The organism is Demequina sp. B12 (assembly GCF_028823635.1).
In the GTDB taxonomy this organism is placed as follows: domain Bacteria; phylum Actinomycetota; class Actinomycetes; order Actinomycetales; family Demequinaceae; genus Demequina.
In genome coordinates this window covers 373,949-392,380 of sequence record NZ_JAPEHU010000001.1, presented here as the reverse complement: position 1 = coordinate 392,380, position 18,432 = coordinate 373,949, and the positions used below count along the sequence as shown (strand labels likewise).

At 62.6% G+C, this 18,432-nt stretch carries 17 protein-coding genes; 8 read left to right on the top strand and 9 right to left on the bottom strand.

Annotated elements, in window-relative coordinates; all coding sequences use genetic code 11:
- Window positions 1-420 precede the first annotated feature (420 nt).
- From ON058_RS01910 to ON058_RS01900, 4 genes are all read left to right on the top strand, one after another.
- Window positions 421-1,608 carry an ABC-three component system protein gene (locus ON058_RS01910; protein WP_274667336.1) on the top strand — a complete coding sequence of 396 codons (1,188 nt, stop codon included), beginning with the start codon at window positions 421-423 and terminating at the stop codon, window positions 1,606-1,608.
- Complete coding sequence (locus ON058_RS11130; protein WP_369334895.1) at window positions 1,605-2,096, top strand: three component ABC system middle component; 492 nt, start codon at window positions 1,605-1,607, stop codon at window positions 2,094-2,096. Before ON058_RS01910 ends, ON058_RS11130 begins: the two co-directional genes overlap by 4 nt.
- Window positions 2,096-4,048 carry a DUF3732 domain-containing protein gene (locus ON058_RS01905; protein WP_274667335.1) on the top strand — a complete coding sequence of 651 codons (1,953 nt, stop codon included), beginning with the start codon at window positions 2,096-2,098 and terminating at the stop codon, window positions 4,046-4,048. Before ON058_RS11130 ends, ON058_RS01905 begins: the two co-directional genes overlap by 1 nt.
- 771 nt (window positions 4,049-4,819) lie before the next feature.
- Window positions 4,820-5,008, top strand: a complete 189-nt coding sequence (locus ON058_RS01900; protein ID WP_274667334.1) for a YjzC family protein — start codon at window positions 4,820-4,822, stop codon at window positions 5,006-5,008.
- 271 nt (window positions 5,009-5,279) lie between these two features.
- Here ON058_RS01900 and ON058_RS01895 read toward each other — a convergent pair whose 3' ends face one another.
- On the bottom strand, window positions 5,280-6,479 hold the full coding sequence (locus tag ON058_RS01895; protein WP_274667333.1) for a hypothetical protein: 1,200 nt from the start codon (window positions 6,477-6,479) through the stop codon (window positions 5,280-5,282).
- A gap of 150 nt (window positions 6,480-6,629) precedes the next feature.
- Here ON058_RS01895 and dcm point away from each other — a divergent pair, with 150 nt between their 5' ends.
- Window positions 6,630-8,060: a DNA (cytosine-5-)-methyltransferase gene (gene dcm / locus ON058_RS01890; RefSeq protein WP_274667332.1), complete on the top strand. Its 1,431-nt coding sequence runs from the start codon at window positions 6,630-6,632 to the stop codon at window positions 8,058-8,060.
- Window positions 8,061-8,141: 81 nt separating this feature from the next.
- Here dcm and ON058_RS01885 read toward each other — a convergent pair whose 3' ends face one another.
- On the bottom strand, window positions 8,142-9,452 hold the full coding sequence (locus tag ON058_RS01885; RefSeq protein WP_274667331.1) for a hypothetical protein: 1,311 nt from the start codon (window positions 9,450-9,452) through the stop codon (window positions 8,142-8,144).
- A 341-nt stretch (window positions 9,453-9,793) separates the two neighbouring features.
- On the opposite strand from ON058_RS01885, the gene ON058_RS01880 reads away from it, so the two are divergent.
- Window positions 9,794-10,732, top strand: coding sequence for a cytochrome c biogenesis CcdA family protein (locus tag ON058_RS01880; RefSeq protein WP_274667330.1), 939 nt, complete (start codon window positions 9,794-9,796; stop codon window positions 10,730-10,732).
- 130 nt (window positions 10,733-10,862) lie between these two features.
- Here ON058_RS01880 and ON058_RS01875 read toward each other — a convergent pair whose 3' ends face one another.
- From ON058_RS01875 to rpsF, 6 genes are all read right to left on the bottom strand, one after another.
- On the bottom strand, window positions 10,863-11,495 hold the full coding sequence (locus tag ON058_RS01875) for a redoxin domain-containing protein (RefSeq protein WP_274667329.1): 633 nt from the start codon (window positions 11,493-11,495) through the stop codon (window positions 10,863-10,865).
- A 177-nt stretch (window positions 11,496-11,672) separates the two neighbouring features.
- A complete protein-coding gene (gene dnaB, locus ON058_RS01870) occupies window positions 11,673-13,040 on the bottom strand; it encodes a replicative DNA helicase (RefSeq protein WP_274667328.1) in 1,368 nt (455 codons plus the stop codon).
- Between the two features lie 676 nt (window positions 13,041-13,716).
- Window positions 13,717-14,163, bottom strand: a complete 447-nt coding sequence (rplI, locus tag ON058_RS01865) for a 50S ribosomal protein L9 (protein ID WP_274667327.1) — start codon at window positions 14,161-14,163, stop codon at window positions 13,717-13,719.
- Between the two features lie 13 nt (window positions 14,164-14,176).
- Entirely contained in the window at window positions 14,177-14,413 is a 237-nt protein-coding gene (rpsR, locus tag ON058_RS01860; RefSeq protein WP_274667326.1) for a 30S ribosomal protein S18, read from the bottom strand.
- Window positions 14,414-14,441: 28 nt separating this feature from the next.
- Window positions 14,442-14,912, bottom strand: a complete 471-nt coding sequence (locus tag ON058_RS01855) for a single-stranded DNA-binding protein (RefSeq protein WP_274667325.1) — start codon at window positions 14,910-14,912, stop codon at window positions 14,442-14,444.
- Between the two features lie 51 nt (window positions 14,913-14,963).
- Window positions 14,964-15,254: a 30S ribosomal protein S6 gene (rpsF, locus tag ON058_RS01850; RefSeq protein ID WP_274667829.1), complete on the bottom strand. Its 291-nt coding sequence runs from the start codon at window positions 15,252-15,254 to the stop codon at window positions 14,964-14,966.
- 229 nt (window positions 15,255-15,483) lie between these two features.
- On the opposite strand from rpsF, the gene ON058_RS01845 reads away from it, so the two are divergent.
- Window positions 15,484-16,755 (top strand): carboxylate--amine ligase, encoded by a 1,272-nt coding sequence (locus ON058_RS01845; protein WP_274667324.1) that lies wholly within the window; start codon window positions 15,484-15,486, stop codon window positions 16,753-16,755.
- Window positions 16,756-16,844: 89 nt separating this feature from the next.
- Window positions 16,845-17,882 carry a peptidoglycan bridge formation glycyltransferase FemA/FemB family protein gene (locus ON058_RS01840; protein WP_274667323.1) on the top strand — a complete coding sequence of 346 codons (1,038 nt, stop codon included), beginning with the start codon at window positions 16,845-16,847 and terminating at the stop codon, window positions 17,880-17,882.
- Between the two features lie 54 nt (window positions 17,883-17,936).
- On the opposite strand, the gene ON058_RS01835 is transcribed toward ON058_RS01840, so the two are convergent.
- On the bottom strand, window positions 17,937-18,431 hold the full coding sequence (locus ON058_RS01835; protein ID WP_274667322.1) for a hypothetical protein: 495 nt from the start codon (window positions 18,429-18,431) through the stop codon (window positions 17,937-17,939).
- Between the last annotated feature and the right edge of the window lies 1 nt (window position 18,432).

Sequence of the window (18,432 nt, the reverse complement as noted above, 5' to 3'; positions counted from 1 at the left end):
GCCTTGGACTTCGCGCCCTTGCTCGACGAGTCCGACGCAAGCGTCTTCCCCGCCTTGCTGAGTGCTGCCTTCGAAGGCTAAGCCATAGCGTGCTCCTCTCGTTGAGGTGCGATCACAGGCCGACGGAGTCGACTCACGCCGATTCGCTGCGCCGTTGCAGAACCGCTAGAGTCCGATGAGTCTCAGCAAAGACACCGAACCCCGACCTGCCACTCCAGAGCTCCTCGCCCTGTCGAGCAGAGCGGGGTTCTCTCTTGCGAACGCGACTATAGGTCCTGCGACTAACAACCAGCGGCAGTCCGGTTCCGCCTCCACCGGCGTTGCGCCAATCCCTTCGCCATTCCCAATGGCTATTTTGGGCAGGGGCAGTGACATTCAGAATGGCGGCCGACGTGTTGCGCAGATTCCTGGGGGAGTTCAGTGAGCAAGTTTGATGCGTCCGCCTCCGCTGTCGGGCACCTCCACCAACTGCACTGGGCACTACTCGAACTGCTCCGCGCTGGCAGGAAAGACAAGGCGATACGAGTATCGCTTGAGGCCTATGACGACGTCGCTTTGCTTCGAGCCGACGGGACTCTCGACACGGCCGAGCAAGTGAAGCACCACCAAGGCGATTCAACTCTCACCGATGGAAGCCCCGACCTTTGGAAGACGCTCCGCGTGTGGCTAGAGACCCCAAGCCTCAAAGATGCGTCGGGGCCGCGGCTCTTTCTTCTCACCACAGCGACCGCCAGCGCAGGCTCCGCAGTCTCGCTCCTCACAACCGAGCACCACGAACCTCAAGCCGCGAGCGAGTTGCTCACGAGCCTGGCCAACACTTTCACGGCCGAGGAGACCAAGAAGGGCCGCGAGGCCTGGTTGGCCGCTACGTCGGCAGAGCAGCTCGGCGTACTACAGCGCGTCACTATCGTCACTGACGCCCCCCATGCTTCCGAGACAGATCAACTCCTCAGAGAGGAGCTCGCGACAGCTGTACGGGACGAGCACGTCGACCTGCTGATTGAACGGCTCATGGGATGGTGGCACCGCATCACGTTCAAGGTGCTGCTCGCAGAGGACGTCGAAACGATCTCCGCAGACATGCTCTACAACCAAATCCACTCGCTTCGCGATGAGTTCCTGGCCGATGCGCTGCCCCTCGATATGTCACTGGCAGACGTCGAAGACGAGATCATTGAGGGACTCAGCAGCAGACCATTCGTCGCGCAACTCGGATGGGTCAGAGTTCACGGCAACAACCTGAGAAAAGCCATCGTCAACTACCACCGGGCATACTCACAAACGTCGAAGTGGGTGCAGGACGGCGATCTCGTTGAAGAAGACCTTACGAAATTCGAGCGAGATCTCATTGATGAGTGGGAGATCCAGTTCGAGAACATGTGCGACCAACTCGAACTCGACGGCGAGCTCACTGAACTTGGCAAGGTGCAAGCCGGTCGCGCGTTGTTCAATTCACTCTATGATGCGAACGTCGTACGAATCCGCGCGACGTTCGCCGAGAACTTCCTAACAAATGGCTCCCGCCACATTCTGGCGGACCGTGGGGACATCGGTTGGCATCCGGACTTCAAGGCGAAACTTGAGGAACTTCTCGGAGTGTCCGCGTGACAGCACTCCTTCCGTGGGACACTCGCCCCTCACTTACCGCCACCATGATCAACCCTGCCCTGGTCGGCGCGGCAATTGCCTGGTGCACGGCTCGATACCACCAGGAAACTTCACACGCGATGCCATGGGAGCTCTGCTACCTCGTCCCACCGTTGGTTCTCCACCGCGAGACCCGCCAAGGGTTGGCTCACGTCTCAAAGACTCACTTGTCGTCATGGGTGGGGAATCACCCGGCGGAGCTAGTCACGTTCGCAGACCGTACGCGCCGCTTTCGCCCCCATGTCGACGAGGGACTGCGATTTGCATTGCGTACGGAGATCCTCGCTATCGCGGATGGACACCTCCTGGCCAACATTCCAACTGGCACTAAAGTAGGCGCAAATACAGAGTTGGCCGAGATTCTTCGCTCGTCCGCCAGTCTTGGCAGAATGCTCGGCCGTGCAGGCACGAGCACGAACATCTACACCATCTTCGGAGTGTCACCCTAGTGCAGATCATCAGCGTAAGCATCTACAGTCACGAGGGTGAAGAGCGGTCGGTCAGGTTCACCCCCGGCGCACTGAATATCGTGACTGGGGATTCGAAAACCGGCAAGAGCGCCCTGATCAGCATCGTCGACTATTGTCTCGGGCGGAAGAAGTCCTCAATACCCCAGACAGCGCCGTTCAAGAAGATCTCCTGGTACGCCCTACTCGTCCAGTTCCAGGACGGCAGCCGCGCCATAGCCGCAAGGGAAGCACCTGTGGCAGGTCACACCAGTAGCCGGGCGATGCTGGAGTTCGGTGGCCCCGCGCTTGAACCACCGCTACACGCAGATCTACATCTGAACAGCGATACTGCCAGCCTCCGAACGCACCTCGGGGCACGAATGGGCCTCGCAGATGTACGCCTGGAGTCGAGCGAGCAGTCAACGCGATCATCCGTGGCCATCACCCTCGGCCACGCTGTCCCGCTCACACTTCAGGAACAGCATGAGATCGACAGCAAGAGCATCCTCTTCCACCGTCAGAACGAGCGAGGCATACAAGTAGGCCTCAGAGACAGCCTGCCCTTCTTCCTCGGAGCAGTTGACGGGCAGCAGGCAGCGAAGAGGAGCCAACTGCGCGAAGCCCGATCTCAGTTGCGGCGAATCGAAGCTTCCATCGGGGCGGCCGAGGAAGAGAGAAAGGGGTGGGAGCAAGAGTTACGGGAGCTTCTAGCAGAAGCCCGATCCGTTCAACTGGTCGAAGACCTCACCGACGATTCCGATCCACTCACTGTGCTCAACAGGATTCGGTTCGACAGGAGTCGCAAAGTCGTCACCGAGGACGCGGACATCAGCCTGCACGACGAGCGACGCGCGAAGGAAGGACGCCGTTTGGAGTTGTCGACCGAACTACGTTCGCTCATCGCGCACAGAGACTTGCTCCTGGACGAGCGGGACGGTGAGGACGGATACGACAGTTCTCTGGATGCCCAAGCCGGGAGGCTTGCGGTGCTCGGCCTCATGCCCGCAGACCACGGAGACAGCAACGCATGTCCCGTTTGTGCGCAGCCGTTGGAGCGTGCCGATCCCACTGTTTCGCAGATGTCCGAACGCCTCACGCGCTTGAAAACGGAATTGCACGAGGTATCGAGCCGCCGACCCCGTACGCAGAAGGCGGTCGGCGACATCGACGCCAAGATCAAAGACGTGCGACGCGAAGTGAACATCGTCGACGCGTGGCTGACCACGAACGCGACCGTCGACCGTAGCGAGTCGCTTGAGGCGAGCCAGGAGTTCGTACGCGGGCGAGTGGATGCGATCCTAAGTCGCTTGAAAGCGTTCAATGACGAGGGTCTAGCGGAACTGGTCCACCAGCGCTCCTCGAAGGCGGCCACGGTGAAGGCACTTGAGGGCGAACTCAATTCAGGAAGCGTGCGCGAACAACTGCTCTCAAGGTTGAATGCCCTGAGCGTCATGCTCGAAAGATACGCGCGGGACCTGAACCTAGAGCAAGCGGATGATCCGATCCGACTCGACGTAGAGGACCTGACTATTGTCGTCGACACCAGCTCGGGGCCTCTGCCTCTTGAGAACATCGGGAGCGGCGAGAACTGGGTCGGCTATCACGTTGCCACCCATCTGGCGCTGCATGAGTTCTTCATTGACCAGCAGCGCCCCGTACCTCGCTTTCTCATGATCGATCAGCCAAGCAAAGCGCACTTTCAGTCGGACTCGCCGCACGACAAGGCTGATCCTGACCGAGAGACCGTGCGCAACATGTTCAGACAGTTCGCTCGCTACGCCGCGGACAAGGGCGACGCCTTCCAGCTCATCGTCATCGACCACGCGAACTACAAGGACCCGTGGTTCCAGGATGCGGTCGCACACAATTGGCGAGAAGGAGAAGTTCTCATCCCGGAGTCGTGGCCGCAGCCGAAGAAGGCCACGACGACAGTCGACCCCGACGACAAGTAGGCCCGTCACACGCAATCCTCACCGCCAATCAAGCAGGTGAGCGCTCAGAGGCTCGGATCTCTCGGCCGCCATAATGGCTCGTAGATGGCTTCTCAAGGTTTTGCTGAGATGTAGCGTCGCGGTGGGAGACGGCTCCACACACACTTCGTGCGTGACGCAACCCAGCACAGTGCCGACCCAGGAGAGGAACTGACAAGGGGGACAAGGAGCCGTCGCGACGCATCCCGACTCAACTGGACTCACAAGCCACGTGTTCGCGGACACACGCTCGAACTCACAGCTCCCGTCGGCCAGGTCATAACTGGGGTACTCACGACTCGCACTGCGCTGAAGCAGTACTGACAAGAGTCCAGCAATCTACAAGTCGTGGAACTCATCCCTCGGGGCCCTGCGTGTTGCGCAAACGGGGCTACGCGGAACCTGTGCCCGTCACGATTGCTGACCAGATGCCGATCGCAGCACCTGTGGACAACTCTGTGGATAAATTGTGAGCAAGTTGGGGAGAAACACAGCATGTTGTGGTGGCGACTGCGAGCGACCACTAGATATAGTGGTCATGTCGAAGGCAACTCCGCCCGAGACGGCTTAGAAGCACGGCAAGCCCGGTCCCTCCGGTTTTGCTGGGGGATCGGGCTCGCAGGCACCAAAAGTTAGCGGCTCAAGGTGTCTTTGATCCTAGCCCCCTGCGGACGAGCCAAGTCCAGCCAGTGTGGCCATGTCCACATTGGCGGTTGTCTTGCTCACCATGAGCAGAAAGGGTCAAGAGACCTTATGAGTAACAAACCCCTCAAGCCTGGCCAGAGCGCTCCCGCCTCTGGCCAGTATGGAATGTTCGGTCCGCGTGGACGCGACACCGGAGTGGAGCGCACCGTGGTGAAGGGAGAGACCCTTCCCCCGACGTTGCAACCGGGCATGACGTTCAAGATGGTCGACGCCACAAAGACGAAGGGGCGCCGCTGATGGCCCGCGGAATCGTGGTGACGTGCCCGTACTGTCGCACTAAGTATGGGCCGTTTTCGCGGGTCTCTGGCGCCTTCCGATGCACTAGGTGCGGTAAGCCGTTCCGAGTGCGTTAACGCACTCACTTCTCAACATAGGGGCTCTCGACTGCTCGCGCAGTCGAGAGCCCCTATGCGTCTTGCGGTGAGACGGTTTCGGGTGCTGTCAACTCAAATCACGTCTTGACTGACGACATATCCTGGCCTCCGTGCGAGTCAACACACAGGACTTGTTAGATACTCCGCGAGTACACCAGGAAGTTGTCGATGTTGCGCTTGGAGATCATGACCTTGACCGCACGGTCTGCGCCATCGGGCTGACGTCCCTGGTTGAAGTCCCCCAGGACCACGTGGAAGTTCGCCTCGTTTACCTCAAGGATCTTCATTCCGACAAACCGAACCGCAGACTTGAACCGCGTTGAGTAGGACCTTGGGTTGAACTCCCCACGCCCCACGTGGCCGACAGATCGGCGCCACTCGTTCCACTCCATGACAGGCAAGTCGTCTTCGTCCTTGCTGTGCCACGTTTCGTGCTCGTAGATGACGTACCAGAACTGGCCGTACTTACGCACGCACTCGATGAGGTCGGCCGCATCGTTTCCGGGCGACTCCCGGGAACTCGTCGCGGACGCCTTAAGGTCACCGTAGAAGGCCACCTCCTGTCCAACCCGGAACGCAAGGTCGTAGTCAAGCTCTCCGCGGCGTTTGGCCTTCTGGAATGACACGTACCTGTCGTTCTTACTACGCGCCAGGAACTCCTGGAACCGGTACTCCAGGTAGAAGCCAGCCCACTCCCCCTGCATCGTGTCCGGCCAGCGGGCGGCATACATTTCCTGGACCGCGGGAAGTGCGTCCAACCGGGCCCTACTGAGGAACTCGTTGTTGAACTGATCGAAGACTTCAACATGGGGGTTGAAGTCAGCGAGACGCCCCTCGATGTACGCAGCAAAGCCATCGGCACGGACGCTGGTGAGTCGGTTCCCGGCACTGTCGACTCGGGAAAACACGCCAGCGGTCTGTGCCTGGTGCAGGTCATTGGTGGCGACGTGAGCCGCAGAGTTGTTCGCCTTCCTCTGGACGTAGGCGTGCGGTTCAAAGTCGACAAAGACCGTGACGTCTCGATAGTGGTAGATGCCCACGAAGCGAGGAACTAAGCCACTCTCGATCGCAGCCCTGTAGACATCGACCCAGCGGTTGGGGATCTGGATGCGCTTCTTGAACCCCGGCCAGGGGTTTCCCAAGTGGGTCACTTGGGCGCTGAGGATCACCTGATCGTTGATCCTCACCACTCGAGTACCGCTGAACTGCTCGACTACCGCACCGGGAAGCGCATTCAGCAGCAACGCGGACTTCTCCGTGGGTCTGAGGGTGGTGTCAACATCCGCGGCCACCGACCCGTCGACAAGGATCTGGTCGACCTCAATGCTTCCCATGGCACTTTCCTACCAGACAACCGTTGGGAACCAGTTCTTGCCGTGGCGGAACGCCTCCCAGGGCCCATCAGTGACACCCACATGGAGTCATCAGATCGCCGCACGGAGAGCCAACTAGGCGATGTCGGACCCAGCACGTAAGCTATCTTCATGCCCACTCAGCAAGCCCCCGGTGCCGTCACCTTCGCAGACCTTTTTGCCGGAGTCGGTGGCTTCGCGGCAGCGCTTTCAGCAATGGGTGCCGAGCATGCGTATGCAGTGGAGATCGACAAGCACGCCGCTGCGGTCTACGAGGAAAACTGGAAGCACCCGGCGCTTGGCGACGTCACCAAGGACGCCAACGACGCTGGCGTCACAGTGCCTCCACATGACGTCATCACGGGCGGTTTTCCCTGCCAGCCCTTCTCCAAGTCAGGCGCACAACGCGGCATGGATGAGGTCCGCGGCACACTCTTTTGGAACATCGAGAAGATCGTGCGCGAACGCAAGCCCACGCTCATCTGCCTCGAGAACGTGCGCAACCTCGCTGGCCCCCGCCACAAGCATGAGTGGCAGGTCATCATCGAACACCTGCGCAACGCCGGCTACCAGGTCGCGGAGGAGAGCGCGGTGTTCTCGCCGCACCTCATCGCACCAGACTTTGGCGGCTCACCGCAGGTGAGAGAGCGCGTCTTCATCACGGCGACTCTGGTCCCGGAGCACATGGTCATGGATCCAGACCCGGCCCCAGTTGCGCTCCCCGAACACGTGCTGATGCACCGTGAATGGAACCTCGTCGAGGATCTACCCATGGACGCTTCCCGCAATGTGGCCGGTACCGAGATTTCACTAGATGAGCGCGCATGGGTTGATCACTGGGAGCAGATGGTGGTCTTCATGCGGGCGTGGCGCGCCGATCAATCACGCCGCACCGGCGAGCCCATCAGGAGACTTCCCGGCCACCCGATCTGGGCCGATGCTTGGGTATCGACTTCAGCTGAGCGTGAGCGTCTTCTCGATGGCGCCCCAGCCTGGAAGGCTGGCTTTCTCAAGAAGAACTTTGACCTGTACGACGGCTTACGGGAGTTCCTTGGAGCGAAAGAGATGGGCAAGTGGCTTCGTAGGGTTCGCCAGTTCCCAGAGTCACGGCGCAAACTGGAGTGGCAGGCCCAGGACGCTGAGTCCATGTGGGACTGCGTGATCTCATTCAGGCCGTCTGGGCTGAGGGTCAAACGCCCCACCCACTTGCCTGCGCTGGTCGCCATCACGCAGACCCCCATCATCGGACCACTCAAGCGGAAACTCTCCGCGCGCGAAGCGGCGCGGCTCCAAGGGCTACCCGACAATTTCTCCTTCGGAACCCAGCGTGACGCCTTGACCTACAAACAGATGGGCAACGGCGTCAACGTGGGTGTCGTAAACCAAGTCCTCAAAGCGCACTGCGAACGCGACAAGCACCTGTTGCTCGCCACCGAGCGCGGCCGCGCCATCTACGCCATGGTGTCGTCCGCCCCCGACCTACCGCGGGAGGCGGTTGCAGAGCGGCTCGACGCTTTGCAACGCACCCCAGACACAGCATCAGCCGCCGCTGTGCTCCCGTAAGGAAGCTCAACGACGGCCGGTGCCGTGCGCTCACGCTCGCCCAGCCCACCAGGAGAGCGGTGGAACTGGGCGGGTGAACAGTTATCCGGTGACGGAGGTGACTTCGTTCAGTGCGAAGCCCACCTCGACGGACTTCCAGACCTCGCCTGTCACGTAGTCCACGATGTGGACCGTCTCCGTGGCCGGGTCTGCGATGTACGCCATGCCATCAACGATGGTGAGGGACGGGTGGGCGGTCTGCCACTCCTCGGGCACCTCCCACGCGTCAATCACGGCAGTCTCGGTCAGCACCTCACCGGACTCGTCCAGGGTGCGCAGCACACCATCGGATCCCAACACCAACAGTTCACCCTCGGAACCGCGGCGGATTCCACGCCAGGTGTAGGTGGCATCGGCGTCACCGAAGGGGTTGACCACGGTGATGGTTTCCTCTTCCGGGTTCAGGATAGAGATTTCGCTCAAACCCAGGCCGCCCTCAGGGTCGGACTTGTAGTCACCCAGGACCACATCCGAGCCATCAAAGGCGTGCAGGTTGCCGATGCGACCAAAGTCTCCGTCAACGCTCAGCTTGTGGACGTGCTCGCCGTGGAAAGCGAGCGCACCGTCCTGGCAGCCGACCATGAAGAACTCTTCGCCTTCAGCGTTCGTGAAGGCAGTCTCGCCGTGGACACCCGGGCATTCGTCACTCGAGGCCAGGACCGCGTCCTCAGCGTCCAGCAGCATTGCGCCGGTGCGCTCGTCTTCGTTTCCGCGCGTCACCAGCAGTTCGCCAGTTTCGGATACCGCAGCCACGCCGTGGTGCGCTTCTTCTGCCGTCCATTCGCGGATGGTGTGCAGGTGTTCGTGCTCCACCATGTCGGTCCACTCGGACGTCTCAACAACCTGGACCTTGCCGGTGCCGTCATCCCACAGTGCGGTGAGGCCGTCGTGAGGGACCACGTGGCCGGGGGTGGTCGCGTCGATGAACAGATCCGTCAGGGCAGGGTCCGCCACGTAGTAGTGGTAGTGGTCGCCGTGCTCCTGAGACCAGGTGCCGGCGTCCAGGATGGCCCAGCCACCCTCAGTGGAGACAGCCACGTGGCGACCGTCGCCCGCGGGAGACACGCGGTTGAAACCGTCGATCGCGATGTCGCCTTCCACTTCCAGTGTGGTGGCGTCCAGCACCACTACTCCACCGTCGTAGGTGGCAACCAGGCGCGGGGTGCGTGCGGAGGCTTCCTGTGCCGAGGACCCGGCGTTTTCGTCGTGGTGGTCGTCAGCGTGCTCTTCGTGGGCGTCGGCGGTGGTGCCTGCAGTGGCCTCGGCGTCGCTGTCAGCGGGAGCACAGGCGGCGAGCGCGATCAGCGCGGCAATGCCGACTGCGGAGCCGGCGGTGGCGTGGTTCAGTTTCATGATGTGTAAGCCCTGGTAGGACTTGCCTTCCTAGTGTTGGGGGCTCGTGGTCAAGCCCGGCACGTGGGGGTGAGTGCGGGTCCGCTCAGCGCGGGTCGCTTCTCCGTTGATGGGCGGCCGGGGCGGGCTGCAGTCACACCCTGGCCGCTGGCACGACCGTACCACAGAATAGTAATCATTCTCATTCTCAAGATGGCCCGGCCGGGCGACCCCACCATCGGCCCCACGGCGTCGCCCCGCGGCACCGGCCCCAGTGCAGCCCCCGCAGTACCCTGGCCACACCAGGCATCCACACGCCCATCCGCTCCGAACACCGCAGGCATCCCACACCAGGAGGACACATGCTTGACACGGCCGCAGCGGCATACGCCCTGGTCCTAGGCGCAGTAGCCGCATTCAATCCCTGCGGCTTCGCGCTCCTACCCGCCTACATCACCGCACTCGTCACCGGTAGCGCGGACTCATCGGTCCCCCGCACCACGGCCTTACGGCGCGCTATCCGCTTCGGCGTCGCGATGAGCGCAGGCTTCCTGGCCGTGTTCCTCCTGCTAGGGCTGCTCTTTGGCGGAGTGAACCTCGCTCTCCAAGCATCGATCCTGCCGTACGTGTCCTACGTCACCATCGTCATTGGTGTGGCGCTCGCCGCCCTGGGCGTGGTCCTGACTGTGCGGGGCGAAATGAGCGGACCCGGCCTCCGGCTCGACGGCCGCGCCCCCCGGACCACGTTCTGGTCCCAAGTGGGCTACGGCGCAGCATTCGCCATCGCGTCGCTGAGCTGCACCATCGGCCTGTTCCTCGTGGTCGTCACGCAAGCACTCAACGCCACCAACCCCGCCAACGCCGTGGTCCCCTTCCTGGCCTACGCACTCGGCATGGGCACAGCCGTCGTCTTGGTCTCCATCCTTGCCGCGCTCCTGGGCTCCGGACTCGCCGCCGGACTGCGACGCCACACTGTTGCCATCATGCGTGCGGGCGGTGTTCTCATGGTCCTCGCGGGTGTCTACGTCGCCGTGTTCGGCCTCGCCGAGGTCCTCCCCCGCTACGGCGTCCACGCGCTCGAACCAGTCCTGGAAGTCACCATCTCCGCCCAGCAGGCAGTCTCCGCGGCCGTGTCCTCCTGGGGAACGCCCGTACTGATCGCCTTGGGCGCAGTAGCGCTCGCCGCCGTCGTGTGGGCGTTCGTCACGGGACGGGCCGATGCCCGGGAAACGCCGGCACCGGCCTCCACCATCCGCGTGGCCGACGCCAGCACGCTGGACTCCATCAAAGACAAGCTGTGACGCTACGGCCGCCACTGCCGCATCTGTCCTAGGCCCGCTACCCTCAAGCCCGCTACGTACACAAAAGTGCCGGAACCCCTCAATGTTCCGGCACTTTCGCACGCTGAGCGTGTGAGCGCGAGGAGCAGGCTTAACGCGAAGCCAGATCCTCCGCCGCTGCAACGATCTCGTCCGTGTCGAGCGATCCGGCCACGGTCTCGATCGTGCCGTCATCATTGATCAGCACAAAGGCCGGCTGGTAGCTCACACCGAACCCGGACCACAGCGAGCCATCCTCATCAAAGATGTGCTGGAAGTCGCCCAGGCCATACGTGTCAACGAACCCCTGTGAGGAGTCCACATCTGCCTGGCCGGGCAGGCCATACAGCGTGACACCGTCCGGCAGTGCGGCATTCGCAGCCGCCACATCCGGCGCCTCGCCCTGGCAGATCGGGCACCACGATGCCCATGCCCACAAGATCGTGTCCTGGCCGGCAAGGTCTGCGCCAGCGAACTCGGCGCCGTCCATCAGTGTCGTGGCGGTGAAGTCCAGTTCGGTGGGGACATCGGCGGCCATGGCGTCGTCGGAGGACTCGTCGTCGTCCTTGTCCATGGCGTCGTCTTCCATGGCGTCCGCGGTGGCGGTCGCCTCAGTGGTCGACTCCATGGAGTCGTGCGTGGACTCCATCGCATCTTCCGAGCCGGACATCGCGTCCGCCGGCTCCGCGTCACTTGCACACGCAGTCAAGGTGAAACTTGCGACGCCCACCGCAGCAAGAGTCATGAGCGTCTTCCTCGACACCGCTGTCCTGGTGCGAGCCTGCATTGTTGTCACAGCCATGGTGGCCTCCCGGGGTTCATTGGTCACGGTACGTCACGTCCCCAGCGCATGCTCGCGCCGAGTCCTGCGCAGTATTCGAAGTCACAGCCCACCCGGATGGGTTCCGCACGCGAGTGCGAGCTACATGTCGGGCGCCATGTCGGTGAAGTGGGCGTAATCCTTCTTGAACGCGACCGCGATCGTGTCGGTGGGGCCGGCACGGTGCTTCGCCACAATGAAGTCCGCCTCGCCCGGACGGTTGTCGCGGTCATACACATCGTCACGGTGCAGCAAGATCACGATGTCTGCGTCCTGCTCGATGGCGCCGGACTCACGCATGTCAGACAGCATCGGCTTCTTCTCCGTGCGCTGTTCAGAACCGCGGTTCAGCTGCGAGATCGCGATCACAGGGACCTCGATCTCCTTCGCCAAAAGCTTCAACGCACGCGAGAACTCGGACACCTCTTGCTGGCGCGACTCCACCTTGCGTCCCGAACTCATCAGCTGCAGGTAGTCCAGCACCACCAAACCCAAGTTGTGCTGCTGCTTGAGGCGGCGACACTTGGCACGAATCTCCATGAGCGTCATGTTCGGGGAGTCGTCGATGAACAGCGGTGCCTTGGCGAGCCGCGCGGCAGTGTGGGCCAGGCGCTCCCAGTCATTGGGACCCATCGGCCCCTTTGTCAGCTTGGACAGTTTGACGCTCGCCTCTGCGGACAGCATGCGCTTGGTGATTTCTTCGCGGCTCATTTCGAGCGAGAAGATGACGGACGCCCGGTTGTGGTGAATCGACGCGGACCGTGCAATGTCCAAGCCCAGGGTTGACTTACCCACGGCGGGACGTGCCGCGATCACGATCATCTGACCGCCCTGGAGGCCACCTGTCAGCTCATCGAGGTCCCGGAAGCCGGTGGGAACACCCAGCATTTCGCCGTCACGGCTCGACGCGGCATCCACCTGCTCGAGCGTCTGCTCCATGACGTCCCCGAGTGACAGGTAGTCCTGGGTGTTGCGACGTTCCGTGACCTTGAAGATCTCCGCTTGTGCGCCGTCAACGACGGCGTCAATTTCTGAGCCGTCACCGTCGTAGCCCATGCCCGCAATGCGCGTGCCGGCCTCGACGAGGCGACGAAGGATGGACTGCTCGCGGACCAGCTTGGCGTAGTAGCCCGCCGATGCCGCCGACGGCACCACCGAGATCAACGTGTGGAGGTACTCCGCTCCCCCGGCGCGACTCAGCTGGTTGGTGCGCTGTAGTTCCGCGCCCACCGTCAGCGCGTCCACCGGGTCACCGCCGTTGTAGAGCTTGACGGCGCAGTCGAAGATCAGTTCGTGGGCGGGCTTGTAGAAGTCATCCGCGCGCACCATCTCAATGACGTCAGCCATAGCGTCCTTGGACAGCAGCATGGAGCCCAGCACCGACTGTTCGGCCTCAAGGTTCTGCGGAGGGAGCCGCTCATAGGAGGGCGGTTCCTGACCGTATGAAGCTTCGAGCTCGTCGACTGACATAAAGCGGTGGACCTCCCTGATGTGGGCTTGAGGCCCAGTGTCCCTGACAGGTGTGACACGCCAAGTTATGGCGCGGGACGCTACTTCACAAGTTGAGATGCGCCGATGCCGTGGACAACTTGTGAACATCCTGTGAACAACCGGGGGGTCAGGCTGTGGACGCGTGCCCACAGCCTGTGGATGCAGGTGTGGATATCTACCCCAGTTGTCCACCATTGCCTGCTTTACCAGGGTAGATAGTGAAAACTGACCTGGGGAAAACCCGAGTGGAAAACTCCCGGGCGTGTCGCGCATCGGCGTGTCGCAACTGGCTGCCGCCTGCGCCATCCCCAGCCTCCTGGCAGTTATCTGGTGTCACTTTTCGCAGGCGGATTCAATGGGCTATTGCAACAGGGCTTGGTTGGTTGTCTCGTATGGGGTGGCGAAGTTGAGTCCCTTGCGGGGTCGGCAGCGATTGCCTGGTGCGCGTGTCCCCAACTGACTGAGATTTGGGAGCCGATGCGTGACTCGCCGGTGTGTTGCGGGTCCCGCGGGGTCAGTTCAGTCACTTTGGGCCGGCGGGGAGCGCGCCGAGGACGGAACGCACGCAGCCACCAACCCGCCACTGGGGCCGCCAGGAACACAACAAGGCCCGGCCCCCCGCAAGGGGAACCGGGCCTCGTGAGCGTAAAGCGCGTTACTTCGCGGCCACGACCTGAACGGTCACGGTTGCGGAGATCTCCGAGTGAAGGGAAACCTCCACCTGGTACTCGCCCAGCGCCTTGATGGGCTGGCCGATGTGGATGCGGCGCTTGTCGACCTTCGCGGAGTCACCGATCGCGGCTGCGATGTCGGCGGGGGTCACGGCGCCGAAGAGGCGACCGGACTTGCCAGCCTTAGCGGTGACCTTGACGGGCGAGGACTGCAGCGTGTTACGAGCTGCCTGTGCCTCTTCCACGGACGCAATTTCCTTGGCACGCTGTGCCTTGCGGATGCCCTCGATCTGCTTCTCGGCACCAGCGGACCACGGGGTGGCCAGCTTGCGAGGAACCAGGTAGTTGCGTGCGTAGCCGTCCTTGACGTCAACGACGTCACCGGCGATGCCGAGGCCAGAGACCTCGTGGGTCAGGATGAGCTTTGCCATGTCTGACCCCCTATCAGCGGCCGGAGCCGGCGTAGGGAAGCAGTGCCAGTTCGCGGGCGACCTTGATCGCGCGCGCGATCTCGCGCTGCTCCTGGACGGACACACCGGTCACGCGACGCGAACGGATCTTGCCACGGTCCGAGATGAACTTACGCAGAAGAGCGGTGTCCTTGTAGTCGATCTTGTCGACCTTGGCCGCCTTGAGCGGGTTCACCTTCTTCCGCGGCTTGCGGATGTCGTGCTTAGCCATTGTTAATGCTCCTGAAGTGGATAAGTGTTTAGAACGGAGGCTCGTCCGACGCGGGGGCGGTTGCCCACGGGTCGTTCGAGGAGCCGCCTGCCGGGGCGCCACCGCCGAAGCCACCACCGCCGCCGGGGCCGCCCGAACGCTGGGTACGGTTCACCTTGGCGGTGGCGTAACGCAGCGAGGGACCAACCTCGTCGACCTGGAGCTCGACTACCGAGCGCTTTTCCCCGTTGGACTCAAACGAACGCTGCACCAGGCGGCCGGTCACGATGACGCGGGTTCCCTTGGTGAGCGACTCGGCCACGTTTTCTGCGGCTTCGCGCCAAAGCGAGCAACGCATGAACAGGGTGTCGCCGTCCTTCCACTCATTCGACTGACGGTCGAAGGTGCGCGGCGTGGATGCCACGGTGAAGTTCACGACTGCTGCGCCGGACTGGATGAATCGCAGTTCCGGGTCAGCGGTGAGGTTTCCGACAACGGTGATCGGAGTTTCGCCTGCCATGGATGTTCCCCTTAGTTTCGTGTTGAGTATTTAGTGCAGTCGGGATCAGTGCTACTTGGCGTCGGGACGCAGCAGCTTGGTGCGAAGAATCGTCTCGTTCAGGCCGAGCTGACGCTCGAGTTCCTTAGCGGTGGCGGACTCTGCGGTGAAGTTAATGACCGCGTAGATTCCGTCGTTCTTCTTCTTGATCGGGTAGGCCAGGCGACGGCGGCCCCAGATGTCGACGTTGTCGACGGTGCCCTTGTCGGTCGTGACCACGTTCAGGTACTTGTCGAGCGAGGGCTGAACCGTACGCTCGTCCACCTCGGGATCGAGGATGACCATCATCTCGTACTGACGCATCGTGAAACCCACCTCCTTTGGACTCATGCGGCCACGGACGTTCCGTGGCAGGAGGGTTGATGCTTGGCGTCTTGGACTGCCGGGTGGCGGCCCAATGAGCCACGGAAAAGGATACCTGTCCCGTGTGGCCCACGCCAGCCCTTGTGGGGGCCGTCACAGCGGGAACCTGTCAGGCGACCCGCCTAGACTGGCGGCGCAGCGGTAGCCGACTGAATTTCGTGAGGTAGATGTGAAGCCTGTTCTGGTCGTGGGCCTTGGTGGCGACATTGGTGTGTACGCGTTTTTGCGTGCCGCTCATGAAGGGTTGGGGTGGCGTACCGCGGTGGTGTCGAAGGTGGTGACCACCTTTATGCGGTACTCGACGTTGAGCGAGTGGATTCACGAGCCGAACATGGCGGATCCGGTGGCGCTGCGCGACCGTCTGAACGGTATTGCTGCGGACAATCCGGATCACGAGCTGGTGCTGTTCACGAACCTTGACTGGACGGTGCGCGCCATCATTCAGCAGCGGGAGCACTTGGATCCGCGGTGGCATGTGCCGCTGTGCAGCCTGGAGGCGTTTGACAAGGTCAGCTCCAAGACAGGTTTCCAGACCTTGTGTGACGACCTGGGGATTCGTACGCCGGTGACGTTGGATGTGGGCTTTACGGCCAGTGCCGTGGCGGCGGGCGCGCTGACCCCAGACAGTGCTGTGGAGCAGATCGAGGCCCGGGGCCTGGAGTTCCCTCTGATCGGCAAGCCGTCGGCGAGCGCTGACTGGTTTGAGGTGGATTTCCCCGGCAAGTTGAAGATCCACCACTTCCACTCCACCGCGGAGCTGCGTGAGGTGCTGGAGCACTTGGCAGAGCGGAACTATCCGTCCGAGTTCTTGGTGCAGGAGTTTGTTCCTGGGGATGAGACTCACATGCGGTCGCTGACGGCGTACCGGGACTCCAGCGGTGAAACCTCGCTGCTGGCGGGTGGACAGGTGCTGCTGGAGGAACACACTCCGGGCACGCTGGGCATTCCTGCTGCGATCCTCACGGGCGTGGATCAGCCGGCCTTTGATGATGCGCGCCGCCTTCTGGACGCTGCGGGCTACACGGGCTTCGCGAACTTTGACTACAAGGTCTCCTCCCGTACGGGAGAGAACGTGTTCTTCGAGGTCAATCCGCGCATCGGCCGGAACAACCACTACGTCACTGCCGCGGGCGTGAATGTGGCCGAGGTCTTGGCCCGCGACTTGCTTCCCCAGTACGCGACTGGCGACGCGCCCGCGCTGACGCCCACCAAGGAAGTGCTGTACTCCGTGGTGCCGTGGCGACTGTTGAAGCGGTACCTGCTGGACGACGCGCTGCGCGCCAAGGTGGACGATGCTCGCAAACGTCACGGGATCGCCCACCCGCTGCGTTATGGGGCCGATGCTTCACTCAAGCGCCGTATCTACGTGCGCCTTCTCGACATGCGTCTCGCCCGCAAGTACAAGGAGTTCTACCCGGAGCCCACGGCTGACGGCCTGTAGCCCCGCCCATCCACGACGGCTGTCGTGGATGAAGCGGCGCGGCCGTTCGCATCGGCCGTCTGAGAGTTCCCCCGTCTAGGCTGGCCTCTGTGACTGCCCTGCCTTTGACTGTGAGCGAGATCGGCGACCAGGAGTTTGTGGATCTTGCGCGCCGTGCCAACCATCCTGTCCCGATCGAACAAGCCCCCGTGTGGGATGCGTACGACGAGGCGGTCGAGGGACGCGCGCATTGGCGCAGGCTGGTCCTGAAGGCTGGGGACGATGCAGTCGCTGTGATCTCGCTGTCTGCCTACGAGGGCCGCGGCTTCCGCTACCTGTGGGCGCGTCACGGTCCCGTCTGGGTGGCAGAGCAGACGTCAGCGCGGGCAAAGATGGTGCGCCGTGCGCTCGTGGCGTATGTGAAAGCAGAGGCGCCGTGGGCGGCGTTCATTCGCCTGCACGCCGCCACTGCGGACTCTGACCTGCGGGAGCTGTTGCAGACCGTCACGTACGACCGAACCGTCGTGATCGACCTCACGCCGGATGAAGAAGCGATCCTGGGGTCCTTCTCCAAGACGGGCCGCAAGAAGGTCCGCCGCACATTGCGTGACACGGACATGGTGGTCACGGATGAGTCGGGCATCTCGGCTGAGGACTTCGCGGAGCTGTACGAGATTTACCGGGAAACGGCGGAGCGTGATGGCTTTGGCATCTTCCCCATTGAGGTGTACCTCAACATGATTGAGGCGCTGGGCGAGAACGCCCGCGTGTGGGTAGCCCGCCGTCATGACACCGGGCCTGACGGCGATCGCAAACCCGGCCGGGCCGTGTCATGGATCATCTCAACGGTGTACGACAACGCTGGCTGCGACGTGTACGGCGGATCCAACGCGGAGGCGTTCGCCACCAACGCAGCAATCCGCTTGAAGTGGGAGATCCTGCTGCGACTCAAGGCGGAAGGAGTCACTCAGTACGACCTCATGGGGGTGGGCTCCGAGCGTGCACCCACGTTGATGGGCGTACGCGACTTCAAGGCACAGTTCGGCGAGATCGTCGAGGTCGACGGCGCATGGGATGTGCCAGTCAAGCCGCTGCGTTACCGGGCATTGGTGTGGGCCCTGAAGCTCAAGCGGGCACTGGGCCGCTAGCAGCAACCACGGCGGCCACGGCTCTCGCCTGTGCGGCGGGACCGTAGCCGCGCGTTAGTTGCGACGCAGTTCCGGGGCGGGGACCTTCCGCAACGCGAGAATCGCGAGGCAGACGACCGCGGCGACTGCGCTGACCCAGAGCGCCACCGTGGTCCACGAGTCGAAGAACCCGGGAGTTTCCCCGGACTCTGGGGCCCCGGCAATCACCAGCACCCAGATCCACACCTGACCGCACCACACCAGGATCACGCGGGCGGTATGCGCGACCGGCGCGCCAAAGCCACGGCGTTCCACGGTCACGAAGGTCACCCACAGCCAGGTGCCAGCAATGGCGACCCACGTAGCGAGACCCCACCAACCGTTCGAAAACTCGAAGATCACCGACCCCAGCGGGGTGTAGGGCGGGTACAGGACGGGGCCGAGCGCGAGCACTCCGATGAGTGCCCACGGCCAGCCGATCGCGCGAGTGTGGCGACGCTTCACGGCACGCGCAGTTCCCCACGCCACCGCAGCCATCACCACAATCGCCGCAACGGCTCCATATGTCATG